The organism is Micromonospora sp. RL09-050-HVF-A, from assembly GCF_019374995.1.
In the GTDB taxonomy this organism is placed as follows: Bacteria; Actinomycetota; Actinomycetes; order Mycobacteriales; family Micromonosporaceae; genus Micromonospora; species Micromonospora antibiotica.
This window is the reverse complement of sequence record NZ_JAGKQP010000002.1, coordinates 3,823,816-3,839,650: the sequence shown is the minus strand read 5'-3', so window position 1 is coordinate 3,839,650 and position 15,835 is coordinate 3,823,816. Positions and strand designations below refer to the sequence as shown.

The 15,835-nt window shown below is 73.6% G+C and carries 13 protein-coding genes and 2 pseudogenes; 12 read left to right on the top strand and 3 right to left on the bottom strand.

The annotated features are described in order from the left end of the window. Positions 1-32 precede the first annotated feature (32 nt). The 5 genes and pseudogenes from J7462_RS16715 (at position 33) to J7462_RS16695 (ending at position 3,976) form a co-directional block, all read left to right on the top strand. Positions 33-952 (top strand): annotated as a pseudogene (locus J7462_RS16715) (proline dehydrogenase family protein). 179 nt (positions 953-1,131) lie between these two features. Next, positions 1,132-1,344 carry a helix-turn-helix domain-containing protein gene (locus J7462_RS16710; RefSeq protein WP_091242358.1) on the top strand — a complete coding sequence of 71 codons (213 nt, stop codon included), beginning with the start codon at positions 1,132-1,134 and terminating at the stop codon, positions 1,342-1,344. A gap of 233 nt (positions 1,345-1,577) precedes the next feature. After that, positions 1,578-1,679, top strand: coding sequence for a 30S ribosomal protein bS22 (locus J7462_RS16705; RefSeq protein ID WP_007465623.1), 102 nt, complete (start codon positions 1,578-1,580; stop codon positions 1,677-1,679). A gap of 120 nt (positions 1,680-1,799) precedes the next feature. Next, entirely contained in the window at positions 1,800-2,873 is a 1,074-nt protein-coding gene (locus J7462_RS16700) for an NAD-dependent epimerase/dehydratase family protein (protein WP_219464869.1), read from the top strand. A 245-nt stretch (positions 2,874-3,118) separates the two neighbouring features. After that, the gene (locus J7462_RS16695; protein ID WP_219470394.1) at positions 3,119-3,976 is read left to right on the top strand and encodes a lysophospholipid acyltransferase family protein; all 858 of its coding nucleotides are present in this window, start codon (positions 3,119-3,121) and stop codon (positions 3,974-3,976) included. Positions 3,977-4,084: 108 nt separating this feature from the next. On the opposite strand, the gene J7462_RS16690 is transcribed toward J7462_RS16695, so the two are convergent. The 3 genes from J7462_RS16690 to J7462_RS16680 form a co-directional block, all read right to left on the bottom strand. After that, positions 4,085-4,957 carry an HAD family phosphatase gene (locus tag J7462_RS16690; RefSeq protein WP_219464868.1) on the bottom strand — a complete coding sequence of 291 codons (873 nt, stop codon included), beginning with the start codon at positions 4,955-4,957 and terminating at the stop codon, positions 4,085-4,087. 109 nt (positions 4,958-5,066) lie between these two features. Further along, positions 5,067-5,930, bottom strand: coding sequence for a DUF5667 domain-containing protein (locus J7462_RS16685; RefSeq protein ID WP_219464867.1), 864 nt, complete (start codon positions 5,928-5,930; stop codon positions 5,067-5,069). A 230-nt stretch (positions 5,931-6,160) separates the two neighbouring features. Beyond that, a complete protein-coding gene (locus J7462_RS16680) occupies positions 6,161-7,237 on the bottom strand; it encodes an ECF subfamily RNA polymerase sigma factor, BldN family (protein WP_219464866.1) in 1,077 nt (358 codons plus the stop codon). 711 nt (positions 7,238-7,948) lie between these two features. Between J7462_RS16680 and J7462_RS16675 the strand changes: the two genes are divergently transcribed. The 7 genes and pseudogenes from J7462_RS16675 (at position 7,949) to J7462_RS33335 (ending at position 15,821) form a co-directional block, all read left to right on the top strand. Beyond that, entirely contained in the window at positions 7,949-8,203 is a 255-nt protein-coding gene (locus tag J7462_RS16675) for a glutaredoxin family protein (protein WP_208568308.1), read from the top strand. Positions 8,204-8,496: 293 nt separating this feature from the next. Next, a complete protein-coding gene (locus J7462_RS16670) occupies positions 8,497-9,267 on the top strand; it encodes a redox-sensing transcriptional repressor Rex (protein ID WP_208568307.1) in 771 nt (256 codons plus the stop codon). Then, positions 9,264-10,648 (top strand): annotated as a pseudogene (locus tag J7462_RS16665) (glutamyl-tRNA reductase). The gene J7462_RS16670 and the pseudogene J7462_RS16665 overlap by 4 nt, the downstream one beginning before the upstream one ends. Then, positions 10,645-11,613 (top strand): hydroxymethylbilane synthase, encoded by a 969-nt coding sequence (gene hemC / locus J7462_RS16660; protein ID WP_219464865.1) that lies wholly within the window; start codon positions 10,645-10,647, stop codon positions 11,611-11,613. Before J7462_RS16665 ends, hemC begins: the two are co-directional and overlap by 4 nt. Continuing rightward, positions 11,610-13,190 (top strand): uroporphyrinogen-III synthase, encoded by a 1,581-nt coding sequence (locus J7462_RS16655; protein WP_219464863.1) that lies wholly within the window; start codon positions 11,610-11,612, stop codon positions 13,188-13,190. Before hemC ends, J7462_RS16655 begins: the two co-directional genes overlap by 4 nt. 19 nt (positions 13,191-13,209) lie before the next feature. Then, on the top strand, positions 13,210-14,193 hold the full coding sequence (hemB, locus tag J7462_RS16650; RefSeq protein WP_219464861.1) for a porphobilinogen synthase: 984 nt from the start codon (positions 13,210-13,212) through the stop codon (positions 14,191-14,193). A gap of 1,250 nt (positions 14,194-15,443) precedes the next feature. Then, positions 15,444-15,821, top strand: a complete 378-nt coding sequence (locus J7462_RS33335; RefSeq protein WP_308290920.1) for an XRE family transcriptional regulator — start codon at positions 15,444-15,446, stop codon at positions 15,819-15,821. Positions 15,822-15,835: the final 14 nt, after the last annotated feature.

The window sequence follows — 15,835 nt, the reverse complement described above, 5'->3', positions numbered from 1 at the left end:
GCGGTCCCACGGTCGGGCGTTACGCTCGGCTCATGCTCCGTTCCGTCATCCTCGCCGCCTCCCGGTCATCCCAGGTCGAGCGGCTCGTCGCGACGGCCCCCTCACCCGGGACGTCGTCCGCCGGTTCGTCGCCGGCACCGGCACCGACGACGCGTTGCGCGCGACCCGCGAACTCGTCGCCGACGGCCTGACGGTCACCCTCGACAACCTCGGCGAGGACACCGTCACCCCCGACCAGGCCACCGCCACCCGGGACGAGTACCTCGCCCTGCTGCGGGCGCTCGACGCCGCCGGGCTCACCCCGGCCGCCGAGGTGAGCGTCAAGCTCTCCGCCCTCGGTCAGCGCTTCGACGAGCAGTTGGCCTACGACAACGCGCGGGCGATCTGCGCGGCGGCCGACGAGGCGGGCACCACGGTCACCCTGGACATGGAGGACCACACCACCACCGACTCGACCCTGGACACGCTGGTCAAGCTGCGTAAGGACCACCCGTCGACCGGGGCGGTGCTCCAGGCGTACCTGCGGCGGACCGAGTCGGACTGCCGGGAGTTGGCCGGTGCCGGGTCGCGGGTCCGGTTGTGCAAGGGCGCGTACGCCGAGCCGGAGTCGGTGGCGTACCAGTCGGCCCGCGAGGTGGACAAGTCGTACGTGCGCTGCCTCAACGTGCTGATGTCCGGGGCGGGCTACCCGATGCTGGCCACCCACGACCCGCGCCTGATCGCCATCGGCGAGGACCGGGCCCGCTGGTTCGACCGGGGCCCCGGCGAGTTCGAGTTCCAGATGCTGTACGGCATCCGCCCCGACGAGCAGGCCCGGCTGGCCGGTGAGGGCTACACGGTGCGCACCTACCTGCCGTACGGGGAGGACTGGTACGGCTACCTGATGCGCCGCCTCGCCGAGCGCCCCGCGAACCTGGTCTTCTTCGGTCGGGCCCTGGCCTCGAAGAAGTAGGCCATCCGGGAACACCAGGTCACGACCGGGTGAACGACGCCCGGTGCGCGATGAGTTGTGGGAAGGGATCGCGCAGGTCACAGCCGCCCCGCTACCGTACTGGTAACACGCGCGTTGCCGGCCCGTGCGGAAGCTCCGTCGGGTGGCGCGCGCCGGGCATGGGATGGGTCGGGTGAGCCATGGCCGGGTCGCAGTCCTCCGACGGTCGGCTGTCGGATGTCAGGTTCCTCACGGTCGCCGAGGTCGCCGCGGTGATGCGGGTGTCCAAGATGACGGTCTATCGCCTGGTGCACAGCGGTGAACTCACCGCCGTCCGGGTGGGCCGTTCGTTCCGGGTGCCCGAGCACGCCGTACACGACTATCTGCGTGGGGCGTTCCAGGAGACCGCCTGATCGCGCCGGTCGCGGCCGTACGACCGCACCGATCGCGACGTAACGGGCATCGGCTGGGGGCGCGTTGGTCCTGCTGACGCTCTCCGGCTACCCTGGAGCCGATCCTGAACCGTGCGCCGGTGTGCCCCGCCGCCACCAGGCTGGGTCCAGGTCCGTTGTCCGCAGAGCGGCCACCGGCGTCACCATCTCGACGCCGGGCGTCCGTGCCGAACGTTGCATCGAAAGGCTGTCGTATGGGCTCGGTGGTCAAGAAGCGCCGCAAGCGCATGGCTAAGAAGAAGCACCGCAAGCTGCTGCGCAAGACCCGCGTCCAGCGTCGCCGTCTCGGCAAGTGACCGACGCCGGGTCACCACCCGGCGTCCGGCACCACTTGCCATCTGTCGACCCCCGGAGGCTCAGGTGATCAGGCCGCGGACATCCCGGCTCGATCTCGCCTGCCGGTCAGGGCGTGCGCGATGACCCCCGGTGGCACCCCAGGTGCTCCGGGGGTCGTCGTCGTGACCGGGGTCGGTCGTTATCTGGGGGCGCACGTCGCCGCCCGGCTCGCCGCCGACCCCCGCATCGAACGGGTGATCGGCGTCGACCCGGCCACTCCCGGCCCCGAGTTCGCCGGCCTGCTCGACCGGGTGGAACGCATCCGGCTGGACCTCGACTCGCTCGGCGGCCTGCTGGCCGACCTCGACGTCGTCGCCGTGGTCCATCTCGCCCTGGTCACCGCCCCCGACCCGCAGCAGGGCGGCCGGTCGGGGATGAAGGAACAGAACGTCATCGGCACCATGCAGCTGCTCGCCGCCTGCCAGCGGGCACCCCGGCTGCGCAAGCTAGTGGTCCGGTCGTCGACCGCCGCCTACGGCGCGTCCTTCCGCGACCCGGCGGTCTTCACGGAGGAGACCGAGCCCCGCGAGGTGCCGCGCGGCGGTTTCGGCCGCGACATCCTCGACATCGAGGGGTACGTGCGCGGCTTCCGTCGCCGTCGACCCGACGTGACCGCGACGGTGCTGCGCTTCGCCCCGTTCATCGGCTCCACCGCCGACACCACACTCACCCGGTACTTCTCCCAGCCGGTGGTGCCCACGGTCTTCGGCCGCGATCCCCGGCTCCAGTTCGTGCACTTCGACGACGCCCTGGAGGTGCTGCACCGGTCGGTCGCCGAGGACCACCCGGGCACGTACAACGTCGCCGGGCCGGGGGTGCTCTCGCTGTCCCAGGCGATCCGCCGGGCCGGTCGGGTGGCCGTGCCGGTGTGGGAGCCGGGGCTGTCCGGGGCCGCCGCGATCGCCCGTAACCTCGGCTTCGGCCGCTACGGCCTCGACCAGGTCGACCTGATCGTGCACGGCCGAGTGGTCGACACCCGCCGGCTGACCCGGGAGTACGGCTTCACCCCGCGCTCCACCGCCGTCGCGTTCGACGACTTCATCCGCGCCCACCACGGTGGTGCCGTCCTCAGCCGGGACCAGCTCGCCATGGCCGAGCAGATGGTGCTGGAGAGCATCCGGCAGGTCCGTTCCGCGGTCCGGGACCGTACGTGACCGAGCAGAACGGCCACCGTCGGCTCACCACGCCGCCCGTCCCCGCCCCGCCGTCGCGCAACGGGGCCCGGCCCGAGCCCACCGCCCCCGACCTGGCCCGCCCCGCGCCCAAGTCCGCGCCCGCGCCCGCGCCCAAGTCCGCGCCCGCGCCCGCGCCCGCGCCCAAGTCCGCGCCCGCGCCCGCGCCCGCGCCCAAGTCCGCGCCCGCGCCCGCGCCCGCCGAGCCTGACGCGGCCGGCCCTTCGGTGGCGGACCGGCCCGGTGACCAGTGGGACCGTCGGGTCGCCTCCGGCCTGGCGTTCCTGCGCCGCCGCCTCTCCGGCCAGTACGAGGTGGACGAGTTCGGGTTCGATCCGGAGCTGACCGGGGCGGTCTTCCATCCGCTGCTGCGGCTGCTCTACCGCGACTGGTTCCGCACCGAGGTGACCGGCCTGGAGCACGTGCCCACCGACGGGGCCGGCCTGGTGGTCGGCAACCACTCCGGCACGGTGGCCCTGGACGCGCTGATCCTCTCCGCCGCCCTGCACGACCAGCACCCCGCCCGCCGCTACCTGCGGCTGCTCGGCGCGGACCTGGTCTTCCGGATGCCCGTCGTCTCCGAGCTGGCCCGCAAGACCGGCGGTACGGTCGCCTGCAACCCGGACGCCGAGCGGCTGCTCGGCAACGGCGAGGTGGTGGGCGTCTTCCCCGAGGGGTTCAAGGGCATCGGCAAGCTCTACTCCGACCGCTACAAGCTGCAACGCTTCGGCCGGGGTGGTTTCGTCTCGGCGGCGTTGCGCACCGGCACCCCGATCGTCCCGGTCGCCATCGTCGGCGGCGAGGAGATCTATCCGATGCTGGCCGACATCAAACCGTTGGCCCGGCTGCTCAAGCTGCCCTACTTCCCGGTCACCCCGACGTTCCCGTGGCTGGGGCCGCTGGGCATGGTGCCGCTGCCCAGCAAGTGGCTGATCGAGTTCTGCCCGCCGATCCCGACCGCCCACCTGACCGACTCGGCGGACGACCCGCTGGTCGTGTTCAACCTCGCCGACCAGGTCCGCGAGACCATTCAGCAGACCCTGCACCAGCTGCTGGAACGCCGCCCCGACCCGTTCGGCCCCTGAGCCTGCGTCTCCGGCCGCCCGGCGCGGGGGTGTGGCGCGGTGGCCCGGTCCGGGGAGGGTGCGGCGCGGTGGCCCGGCGGGTCGGCTGCGGTCCGGGTGGCGCCGGGGTCAGGCCGGGTGGCGGCGTCGGTGCAGCGCCCGGCCGGCGGAGACCGCGCCGGCCAGCAGCCCCAGCGCCGCCGTCGACGGTACGGCGATCCGGGCGGCCCGGCGCCCGGTGCGGAAGTCCCGGACCTCCCAGCCCCGCTCCCGGGCGGTACGCAGCAACGCGCCGTCCGGGTTGACCGCCACCGCCCGGCCCACCGCGTCGAGCATCGGCAGGTCGTTGCAGGAGTCGCTGTAGGCGGTGCAGCGGGCCAGCTCCAGCCCTTCGACCGTGGCGAGTTGGAGGACCGCCTCGGCCTTCGCCGGCCCGTGCATCAGGTCACCCACCAGCCGGCCGGTGTACGCGCCGTCAACCACCTCGGCGACGGTGCCGATCGCGCCGGTCAGGCCGAGCCGGGCGGCGATCACCCGGCCGATCTCCACCGGCGCGGCGCTGACCAACCAGACCCGCTGGCCGGCGTCGAGGTGGCGTTGGGCGAGCCGTCGGGTGCCGACCCAGATCCGTGGTGCCATCAACTCGTCGAAGATCTCCTCGGCCAGCCGTTCGACGTCACCGACCCGCCAACCCTCGACGAAGGCGAGGGCGGCCTGTCTGGCCTTCGACATGTCACCGGCGTGCTCGGTGGCCAGCAACCGGAACCGGGCCTGCTGCCAGGCGAACCGGGCCAGGTCACCGGTGGTGAAGTAGCGGCGGGCGGCGAGCCCACGGGCGAACCAGTAGATCGACGCGCCCTGCATCATGGTGTTGTCGACGTCGAAGAACGCAGCGGCGAGGGAATCCGCCGGGGCGGGCCCGAGCGTCGGCGTCGCGTCCGCCCAGCCGGCGGTGTGCCCGTGGGCGTCGGTGCTGACGGTCACCTTGCGGGTGTCGGCCATCGCACCTCCTCCCGCGCCGTCGAGCGTGCCTTCGTTGACGAGCCTAGTCGGGCCGGGACGCCGGTCGACCGGTCCACGCAGGAACTGTGGCGGGTGACTCTGCCGCCGGTCAGCGGTCGATCGGGCAGCCGGCCGGGACAGGGCCGAGGGCGTCGCTGTCGACCGGGGCGGGTGACGCGCAGCTGATCGCGGCGCGCAGCGCGTCGGAGCGCTTGCGGATCGCGTCGAGCAGGGCGAGGGACTGCCGGGTGCGTTCCCGCTCGGCGGAGCCGGCCCCGTCGAGCAGGCCGGCCACCGCCCGACGTTGCCCGGTGACGAAGGTGTTCACCGCGTCCAGCGCCGCCGGATCGGTGTGCTGCGCGGCACCGGTGGTGAGCAGCCGTACGCCCTGCCGGGTGTCGGCGTCCATGTCGTCGAGGACCGCGCTGAACCCGGTCGCGTCGTCGCGGAGCGTCGCCGCCTCGTCGAGCCGGGTCCGGGCGAAGTCGAGGAAGAGTTGCCCGCGGCTGAGGTCCGACTTGGCCAGGGCTAGCTGGGCCCGTTCGGTGGAACGCTTCATGCCGTACAGGGCGTCGCCGGGCACCGCGTTCTCACTGGCGGCGGAGATGCCGGAGACGGCGATCGCCCCGGCCGCGATGCCCACCAGGATGGCGCCCCGGGCCCGGGCCCGGCGGGCGGTCGCCCCGCCCAGCAGCGAACTCCGGCCGGTGGCCTGCGGGGTGCCGGCCGCAGCCGGGTCGGTGGTGTGTTCCCGCTCGGCGGCGGCCACCAGCATGGCCCGCAGGCCGGCGCGGAACTCGACGTCCACGTGGATGTCAGGTCGCTCGGCGACGAGTCGCTGCCCGACCGCCACGAGCCTGGTGAGCTGGTCGTCGGCGCGGGATCGGACGTGGTGGCGTCGGCCGCCGTTGGCCTCGTCGAGAAGCTGGGCGAAGCGTACGGCCCGACGACGGGAGAAAAGGTCGCTGTCCACCGCAGGCACCCCCTCTCGCTGGTCACGGCCGGTCGGCCGCGGTGGTTCCCAGCGACCGGCGGCGGCGTGCACCGTCGTACCAGGGTCGTGGTCGGCGGCGCTGCCCTGGACCGGGACGGATCCGGGGGCGCCGGGACAACCACCGGCCGCACCCGGAGAAACGCTCCGTGCCGGGCACCGGTTACGGGGCGGCCGGCAGCGAAATCACGAAGAGTGATCGTTGCCGCAGGTCAGGGCTGGAAACCGTCGGGTAGCAGACGGGCCAGCGCGCGGACCGCGCGGTACTGCAACGCCTTGATCGCTCCCTCGTTCTTGCCCATCGCCCGGGCCGTCTCCGCCACCGAGAGGCCCTGGAGGAAGCGGAGCACGATGCACTCCTGCTGTTCCGGGTTGAGCCGGGTGACGGCGGTGAGCAGCGCGACGTTGGTGATGTGCTCGACCACCGCCGCCTCGGGGCTGCCCTCCGGTCCGCGGTCCTCCCGGTCGGCGTCGAGTACGTCACCGGTGGTCACCTCCAGCCGGTAGCGGCCGGACTTGAAGTGGTCGGCGACCAGGTTGCGGGCGATGGTGACCAGCCAGGCGCCCAGGTCGCGACCCTGCCAGGTGAAGCTGCCGATCCGTTTGAGGGCGCGCAGGAAGGTGTCCGAGGTGAGGTCCTCCGCCAGTTGGCGGTTGCCGACCCGGAAGTAGACGAACCGGAAGACCGTGTCCACGTACCGGTCGTAGATCAGTCCGAACGCCTCGGCCTCGCCGGCCTGCGCCCGTTCGACCAGCGTCCAGACCTCGGTGGCCGGGTCGGACGGGTCGGGTCGGCTCGGAAAGCCGGTGGGCGGGGTGCCGGTGGGCGTCGCGGTGGTGCCGGCCGGGGCGGGGGCCGGGGCCGTCGGGCGTGCGGTGTCGTCGGTCGGCACGGCCGGGACCAGTGCGGTGTCGTCGGTCGGTACGGCCGGGATCAGTGCGGTGTCGTCGGTCGGTACGGCCGGGATCAGTGCGGTGTCGTCGGCCGGTACGGCCGGGATGACGGCGGTCTCCCCGCCGGTCGGATCGGTCACGGCGGGGGGGTCGCCGACCCGGCGGCTCTGCGTGGGCATGGTGGGTGGCCGGGCGGGTGAGGTCACCCGGCCGGCCGGGGTGGCGTTGCCACCGGGCGCGGCGGGCCGGGGTGCCGCCTCGTTGGGGTGTGGACGCTGGTGCACCCGGCGGGACGCCGCCTCCGGGCGGGCCGGGTCCAACCGTTCGTTCACCGATGCGCGGGGCGTCGGCCCGGTCAGCCCGGTGGGATGATCCGGGTAGCCGAAGGCGGTCATCGGGCCTCCCGAGGGCGCGACACGGCCGGGCCCGGACGGCGGCGGGCAGCCGCCGCGCCGGGTCTGTCCCTGTCGGACAGGGCCGTGTGGTGGGGTGCCGACGCGCGGCAGATCCCCTTGAGGTGCTGGTCCAATGCGCGCACAGGCACGGGGGCCTCCTCGGGCTGAGGGGTGTCGACTCACGGCAAATGGGGTGAGCCGACCCGAGTGATGATAGGGCCAACGTCACCCGTGTGTGCCAAGTCCGTTACACAGGGCCAAAGTATTTGCCGGGGCCGCACAGCCTTGGCGGACCGGTTGTCCGTCGTGGTCGGTTGACTTTCACGTCGCGACTTGATCTGGGGTGGAAATTGCAGCTCAGTGGGGTGGTCGGCGGTCGACGACACGCCGTGGCGCCGGTCCGTTCACCGGTGTTCCCGGCCCCGTCCCGGCGCGGTCGGGGACCCGGATCGGCCCTCCGTTCGGGCGGGCCCGTTGACGCTGCGTGACCGTACGGTGTGTGGGCCTGGCCGGGCGGTCGGGGGCGTGCCAGACTCGGCCACTGCGCGACCGGCTCGGCCGTCCCGGGTGTGGCGCACCGGTGGACGGGCGAGACTGGGCGGGCGTGCCCGGCGCGTGTCGCCGGGCATCCGGCACCCGTGCGCACCGGTCCGTCCACCGCGCGCATCCCCGTCGCGGCCGAGTTCGGCCGCCCCGTACCCGGAGGTCCCGATGTCCACTGCCGCCCGGCTCGCCCTGATCACCCGACCCGGTTGTCACCTGTGCGAGGACGCCAAGGCCGCCCTGGAGCGGGTGGTGGCGGTCACCGGCGACCGGTGGGTCGAGAAGGACGTGACCGGCGACGTCGAGCTGGAGCGCGAGTACGGCGACCGGCTGCCGGTGGTGCTGCTCGACGGCAAGGAGCACGGGTACTGGCGGGTGGAGGAGGAGCGGTTGCTCAAGGATCTGACCACTCCCCAGCTCTAGGGTGGCGCGGATCACGGTGGGTCAGCAGTCGCGCGCGATTGGTGAGGGAAGTCGGGATTGCGTAATAATCGCGCGGCGGCACCCTTGGCGTGCCGGATCGATCTTGCGGGATGGGGGAGCTGGTGGAGGAGTGCCGCGATTCAGCAAGATCGCGATTTGTGCACGTCTTCACAAGCGCCTACTCTGTAGTTTCGACGCGCCCTGCTAGCACGGCCGGCTCACCCGGCCACCGGCGGGGGTCCCCCAACGGGCGGGCACCGGAGCCGGCCGAGGATCGCACCGCACGGAGTCTCATGAGTCAGCACCGTCACCCTGGCGTGCCCGGCCGCGCCGGTGCCGTACCGGCGCTCCCGGACCTCCCGGAGGCGACCGTCGCGCGGCTCCCCGAGTATCTCCGCGCCCTGCACAACCTCGCCGACGCCGGCCACGAGACGGTCTCCAGCGAGGGCCTGGCCGGGGCGGCCGGAGTCAACTCCGCCAAGCTCCGCAAGGACCTCTCCCACCTCGGCTCGTACGGCACCCGGGGCGTCGGCTACGACGTCGCCCTGCTGATCGACCAGATCGAGTTCGTGCTCGGGCTCACCCAACGGCGGGCCGTCGCCCTGGTCGGGGTGGGTAATCTCGGTCACGCCCTGGCCGGCTACGCCGGCTTCGCCGGACGGGGCTTCCGGATCGCGGCCCTCTTCGACGCCGACACGTCCCGGGTCGGCGAGATGATCAACGGGTTGGTCGTCCGGCACGTCGACGAGCTGCCCCGGGTCGCCGCCGAGGAGGCCATCTCGATCGGCGTGATCGCCACCCCGGCCCCGGCCGCCCAGGCGGTGGCCGAGCAACTGGTCGCCGTCGGCGTCACGAGCATCCTCAACTTCGCGCCGTGCGTACTCTCGGTGCCGGACGGGGTCGACGTGCGCAAGGTCGACCTCGCCATCGAGCTGCAGATCCTGTCCTTCCACGAGCACCGCAAGGCGTCGCTGACCGCGCTGCCCGCCACCGGCGGCTCCGCCCTCACCGCCCTGCCCGGCGGGCTCACGACCCCCGACACCCAGGAGGCGATCGGCACGTGAAGCTGCTCGTCGTCGGCGCGTCCTACCGCACCGCTCCCGTGGCTACCCTGGAGCAGTTGGCAGTCGCCCCCGCCGACCTCACCCGCACCCTGGACCGCCTGGTCGCCCAGCCGTACGTCGCCGAGGCGGTGCTCGTCTCCACCTGCAACCGGGTGGAGGTCTACGCCGCCGTGTCCGGTTTCCACGGCGGCCTGGGCGACATCTGCGCGGTCCTCGCCGAGCAGGCCGGCGCCCCACCCGCCGCGTTCGCCAACCACCTCTACGTGCACTACGACGCCGCCGCCGTCGACCACGTCTTCCGGGTCGCCGCCGGACTGGACTCGATGGTCGTGGGCGAGGCGCAGATCCTCGGCCAGCTCCGCGACGCCTACCACTGGGCCTCCGGCGCGGACACCGCCGGGCGGCTGCTGCACGAGCTGATGCAGCAGGCGCTGCGGGTCGGCAAACGGGCCCACGCCGAGACCAACATCGACCGGGCCGGGCAGAGCGTCGTCACCGCCGCCCTGGACCTCACCGCCGAGCTGCTCGACGGTGGCCTCACCGGCCGGCCGGCCCTGGTGGTCGGCGCGGGTGCGATGGGCGCGCTGAGCGTGGCGACGCTGTCCCGCCGGGACGCCGGCCCGCTCACCGTCACCAACCGGGGCGTCGACCGGGCGGTCCGGTTGGCCGAGTCGTACGGGGCGAACGCCGTCCCGATCGCCGGACTCGTCCCCGCGCTCTCCACAGTGGACATCGTAGTGGCCGCCACCGCCGCCACCGAACCGGTCCTCACCGTCGACGTGGTGACCGGTGCGCTCGCCCGCCGCGACCCCGACCGGGGCCGCTGGTCCTGCTCGACCTCGCCGTCCCCCGCGACGTCGCACCCGAGGTGGCCGGGCTGCCCGGCGTCGAGGTGATCGACATCGACCGGATGGCCACCCTGCTCGCCGACGGCCCGGCCGCCGCCGACGCCGCCGAGGTCGGCCGGATCGTGGCCACCGAGGTCGAGGCGTTCCTGAGCTGGCTGCGCGGCGCCGACGTGGCACCCACCGTGGCCGCCCTGCGCGGACGCGCCGACGACGTGGTGACCGCCGAGCTGCGTCGGCTCACCCAGCGTCGCCCGGACTTCAGCGACGAGCAGCGCGCCGAGGTCGCCCGGACCGTGCACCGGGTGGTGCAGCGGCTGCTGCACCAGCCCACCGTCAAGGTCCGCCAGCTCGCCGCCGAACCGGGTGGCGACCAGTACGCCGCGCTGCTGCGCGAGCTGTTCGACCTGCAGGTGCCGCAGACCTCGCCGGTCGACTCGGTGCCCGACGTGGTCGAGACCGGCCATGGATCGTTCGAGGTCGCCGACGTGCCGACGACCGACTCCGACCAGCCGCCCACCGGAGGTGAGCGATGAGTACCCCCCTGCGCCTCGGCACCCGGGGCAGCGCCCTGGCGATGGCCCAGTCCGGCCACGTCGCCGAGGCGATCACCGCGGCGACCGGCCGCGCCGTCGAGCTGGTCGAGGTGGTCACCGCCGGGGACCGGTCGTCCGCGCCGGTGCAGCGCCTCGGCGTCGGCGTCTTCGTCTCGGCGCTGCGCGACGCGTTGACCGCCCGCACCATCGACCTCGCCGTGCACTCCTACAAGGATCTACCCACCGCCGAGGCGAGTGGGCTGCACGTCGCGGCGGTGCCGCCCCGGCAGGACCCGCGTGACGCGCTGGTCGCCACCGGTGGTCGTACCCTCGCGGAGCTGCCGCCCGGGGCCGTGGTCGGCACCGGCGCGCTGCGCCGCATCGCCCAGCTGCACGCCCTCGGCCTGCAACTGGAGGTCACCCCGATCCGGGGCAACGTCGACACCCGGCTCGGCCGGGTGCTCGGCCCGGACGCCGACCTCGACGCGGTCGTGCTGGCCCGGGCCGGGCTGGCCCGGCTCGGCCGGACCGACGTGATCACCGAAACGCTCGACCCGATGCTGATGCTGCCCGCGCCCGCCCAGGGCGCGCTGGCCGTGGAGTGCCGGGCCGACGACTCCGACCTGGTCGAGCTGCTCGCCGTGCTCGACCACGCACCGTCGCGGGCCGCGGTCGTCGCGGAACGGGCGCTGCTGGCCACCCTGGAGGCCGGGTGCTCCGCCCCGGTCGCCGCCTACGCCGAACTCGCCGAAGGTGAGAACGGTGACGAGATTTACCTGCGCGGGGCGGTGATCAGCCCGGACGGTTCCCGAGACCTCCGGCTGTCCCGCACCGGAACGCCCGCCGACGCGGCGGAGATCGGCAAGGCACTCGCCGCCGAACTCCTCGAACTCGGCGCCGACTCGATCCTCGGCCACGAAGGAAGCACCGGCCCGGGGACCCAGCAATTTGGGAGCACAGAATGACCCGCACCCGTAAGCCCGTCGGCCGCATCGCGTTCGTCGGCGCCGGACCCGGTGACCCGGGCCTACTGACCCGCCGGGCCCACGACGCCCTGACCGACGCCGACCAGGTGGTGTACGACCGGGGAGTCCCCGAGTCGCTGCTCGACGTCGTGCGCGCCCAGGCCCGGGCCGACGCCCAGTTCAGCCCCGCCGAGGGCGTACCGGGCGACGTGGCGAAGATGCTCATCAGCGCGGCCCGCTCCGGGCTCAACGCGGTGCACCTGGTCGCCGGTGACCCGTTCGGCCACGACTCGGTGGTCAAGGAGGTGCAGGCCGTCGCGCGGACCGCCGCGCACTTCGAGGTGGTGCCGGGCGTCGGCCAGGCCGAGGGCGTCGCCACCTACGCCGGGGTGCCGTTGCCCGGGGTACGCACCGCCGCAGACGTCGAGGACGTCGGCACGCTGGACTTCGACGCGCTCGCCGCCGCCGTCGCCCGGGGCTCGCTGGCCCTGGCGGTCGACGCCGGTGACCTGGCCGCGGTGCGCGACGGCCTGCTGGCCGCGGGGGTGGACGGCACCACCGGGGTCGGGGTGACCGGCGACGGCACCGGCGAGACGCAGTACACCACCACGTCGAGCGTGGACTCGTTCGTCGCGGCGGCGCTCGGCTTCACCGGCCGGGTGGTGCTCACCGTCGGCGAGGGCGTCGGCCAGCGGGACCGGCTGAGCTGGTGGGAGAACCGCCCGCTGTACGGCTGGAAGGTGCTGGTCCCCCGGACGAAGGAGCAGGCCGGGGCGATGAGCGCCCGGCTGCGCGCGTACGGGGCGATCCCGTGCGAGGTGCCGACGATCGCGGTCGAGCCGCCGCGTACCCCGGCGCAGATGGAGCGGGCGGTCAAGGGGCTGGTCGACGGCCGGTACGCCTGGGTGATCTTCACCTCGGTCAACGCGGTCCGGGCGGTCTGGGAGAAGTTCGCCGAGCACGGGCTGGACGCCCGGCACTTCGGCGGCGTCAAGATCGCCTGCATCGGTGAGGCCACCGCCGACGCGGTGCGCGCCTTCGGCATCCAGCCGGAGCTGGTGCCCGCCGGGGAGCAGTCCTCCGAGGGGCTGCTGGCCGAGTTCTCCCCGCACGACGAGATCCTCGACCCGGTCGGCCGGGTGCTGCTGCCGCGCGCCGACATCGCCACCGAGACGCTCGCCGCCGGGCTCACCGAGCGCGGCTGGGAGGTCGACGACGTGACCGCCTATCGGACGGTCCGCGCCGCCCCGCCACCCGCCGAGATCCGGGACGCGATCAAGTCGGGCGGGTTCGACGCGGTGCTCTTCACGTCCTCCTCCACGGTGCGCAACCTCGTCGGTATCGCGGGGAAGCCGCACGCGCGTACCGTTGTCGCTGTCATCGGGCCCAAGACGGCGGAGACCGCGACGGAGTTCGGCCTGCGGGTCGACGTGCAGCCGCCGCACGCCTCGGTGCCCGACCTGGTCGAGGCGCTCGCCGCCTACGCCGTCGAACTGCGCGAGAAGCTCGCCGCGATGCCGGCGAAGCAGCGTCGGGGTTCGAAGGTGCAGGGGCCGACCGCGCTCAGGTTCCGCTAGTCGTACTGGGAGGCCCCTCATGCCGTACCCCGAGATCCGGCCCCGCCGGCTGCGCCGTAACGCGGCCGTGCGGCGGCTGGTCTCCGAGACCCGCGTCGACCCGGCGGAGCTGGTCGTGCCGATGTTCGTCAAGGAGGGGCTGACCGGGCCACGGGCCATCGCGTCGCTGCCGGGGGTGCTCCAGCACTCCCGGGACTCGCTGCGCAAGGCGGCGGTGGAGGCGGTCCAGGCCGGGGTCGGCGGGATCATGCTGTTCGGGGTGCCCGAGCAGCGGGACCCGACCGGCTCCGGCGGCATCGACCCGGCCGGCATTCTGAACGTCGCCATCCGCGACGTGGTGGCCGAGGTCGGCGACGCCACCGTGGTGATGAGCGACCTGTGCCTCGACGAGTTCACCTCGCACGGGCACTGCGGGCTGCTCACCCCCGACGGCGGGGTGGACAACGACGCGACCCTGGCCGCGTACGCCGAGATGGCGGTGGCGCAGGCGGACGCCGGGGTCGGCATGGTCGGCCCGTCCGGGATGATGGACGGTCAGGTGGGCGTGGTCCGCCGGGCCCTCGACGCCGCCGGTCACGCCGACGTGGCGGTGCTGGCGTACGCGGCGAAGTACGCCTCCGCCTTCTACGGCCCGTTCCGCGACGCCGTCGAGTCGGCGCTCGACGGCGACCGGCGCACCTACCAGCAGGACCCGGCCAACCTGCGGGAGTCCCTGCGCGAGGTCGAGCTGGACGTGGCCGAGGGCGCCGACCTGGTGATGGTGAAGCCCGCGCTGCCCTACCTCGACGTGGTGGCGGCGGTCCGGGCCGCAGTGGACGTCCCGGTCGCCGCCTACCAGGTCTCCGGCGAGTACGCGATGGTCGAGGCGGCTGCCGCGAACGGGTGGATCGACCGCGAGCGGGTGATGCTGGAGACGCTCACCTCGATCCGGCGGGCCGGCGCGCAGGTCATCCTCACCTACTGGGCGGTGGAAGCCGCGACGCTGCTCCGTCAGCGTTACTGACTCCCGGGGCGGCTTGGTCCGTGCCGCGAGCGCCGTGGCCCACCCTCGTCGGCGTCCCCCGCCCCCGGTCCGCCCTCCGTGCCCTGCCCTGGCCTCTGGGCTTGTGGCCCTCGTTCCTTGCTCCGGCCCCCGTTCCTTGACCTGGCCCCCTGTTTCCTGCCCTGGCTCCTCGTTCCCTGCCCTGACCTCTGGGCTTGTGGCCCCCGTTCCTTGCTCCGGCCCCCGTTCCTTGACCTGGCCTCCCGTTCCCTGATCTGGCCCCTCGTTCCTTGACCTGGGGCCTCCCGGTCCTCGCCACGGCACCCGGTCCCGCTCTCCTGACCCGGTCCCCGCTCCGGCCTCGACCCCGGTCCACACCCCGCCCCGTCCGGGATCCGGCCCTCGGCCCAAGGTCCCCGGCCCAAGGTCCCCGGCCCAAGGTCCCCCGCCCTGCCGTCGGTGAGCTGCTGTCGCTGGCGATGCTGGGTCTAAATTCGGCGGCACCGTCCGGTCGGCGGGCAGCCGTCTTGATTACTCTCCGCGTTTTCTGGCCTCCCTCCACCTACCCTCATTCGCGCACTTTGCTCTGCTGCCATCCGCGCGACGCTCGCTCTGGGTGCCTGTCGCGGATGGGGCAGCAGAGCAAAGCGTCGGTGGGGCAGTGGGGCGGGGTGGAGAGGGGTTAGACGTTCTTGCTGTTCACGGTGTTCTGATGGATCTTGGGGGGGCGGTGGGGTCGTCCAGGCTTGCGTTACCCAAAGTAATTGAGGCGATGAGGCGACCGAGTAACCCAGCGTGATCGGAAGGGGTCTGTGGAGGATGCGGGTTTTCCACAGGTCGCGGAGTTGTCCACAGGTGACGACGGCGGGGTTGCGGCAGGGCCTGGCCGGGCGCGACGGTGGCGCCATGACCGACCCCGCACTGCCGCCCGAACCCGCTGCCCATCCCACCTCGGGCTCTGGCCCGGCTTCGGCGTCCCACCCCGTCCTGGGCTCCGCTCCGGCCCCGTCCGCTCCGGCCCCGTCCGCTCCGGCCCGTCCGCTCCGGCGCCGTCCGCTCCGGCGTCGCCCGCTCCGGCCCCGTCCGCTCCGGCTCTTGCAGCTCCGTCCGCCCCGGCTGCGGCCCCCTCTCCCGCTCCGGAGGGGAAAGGGGACGAGCCGCCGACCTTCCTCAGCAGGCCGTTCGACCTGCCCTGGCCGGCGGCGGGCATCGTACGGGCGGTCCGGCGGCGTGCCGACGCGAGTCAACGGGAACTGGCCCGCTGGGCGGGGGTGCACCACGGCACGGTCGGGCGGATCGAGGCGGGTGCGCTCACCCCGAGCATCGCCCTGCTACGCCGGATCATCGCGGCGGCCGGCTTCCGGCTGGCCGTGGTCGACGAGTTCGGCCGGGTGCTCACCCCGATGCGGGACCGCGACGACACCCGGGACGGTGCCGAGCGCCGCTACCCGTCGCACCTCGACACGATTCTCGACCCTGAACCGGGGGAGTGGTGGGCGGACGTCTACGGGCTCGCCCGACCGCCGGAGACGTTCCGCCGTAACCGGGCCGTCCGGGACGCGATGCGACGCCGGAGCCAGTGGGAGGTGCGGGTGGCGAAGTACCGCAACGTGCCACCGCCGCCCCGCGTGGTGCGCCCACAATGGTGACGGCCCGCCGATCC

What these genes read in the sequence shown, in the direction of transcription:
- J7462_RS16675 (WP_208568308.1), top strand. Translation starts at nt 7,949, where the DNA reads ATGTCCACTGCCGCCCGGCTCGCCCTGATCACCCGACCCGGTTGTCAC.
- J7462_RS16700 (WP_219464869.1), top strand. Translation starts at nt 1,800, where the DNA reads ATGACCCCCGGTGGCACCCCAGGTGCTCCGGGGGTCGTCGTCGTGACC.
- J7462_RS16705 (WP_007465623.1), top strand. Translation starts at nt 1,578, where the DNA reads ATGGGCTCGGTGGTCAAGAAGCGCCGCAAGCGCATGGCTAAGAAGAAG.
- hemB (WP_219464861.1), top strand. Translation starts at nt 13,210, where the DNA reads ATGCCGTACCCCGAGATCCGGCCCCGCCGGCTGCGCCGTAACGCGGCC.
- J7462_RS16670 (WP_208568307.1), top strand. Translation starts at nt 8,497, where the DNA reads ATGAGTCAGCACCGTCACCCTGGCGTGCCCGGCCGCGCCGGTGCCGTA.
- J7462_RS16690 (WP_219464868.1), bottom strand. Translation starts at nt 4,957, where the DNA reads ATGGCCGACACCCGCAAGGTGACCGTCAGCACCGACGCCCACGGGCAC.
- J7462_RS16680 (WP_219464866.1), bottom strand. Translation starts at nt 7,237, where the DNA reads ATGACCGCCTTCGGCTACCCGGATCATCCCACCGGGCTGACCGGGCCG.
- hemC (WP_219464865.1), top strand. Translation starts at nt 10,645, where the DNA reads ATGAGTACCCCCCTGCGCCTCGGCACCCGGGGCAGCGCCCTGGCGATG.
- J7462_RS16710 (WP_091242358.1), top strand. Translation starts at nt 1,132, where the DNA reads ATGGCCGGGTCGCAGTCCTCCGACGGTCGGCTGTCGGATGTCAGGTTC.
- J7462_RS16655 (WP_219464863.1), top strand. Translation starts at nt 11,610, where the DNA reads ATGACCCGCACCCGTAAGCCCGTCGGCCGCATCGCGTTCGTCGGCGCC.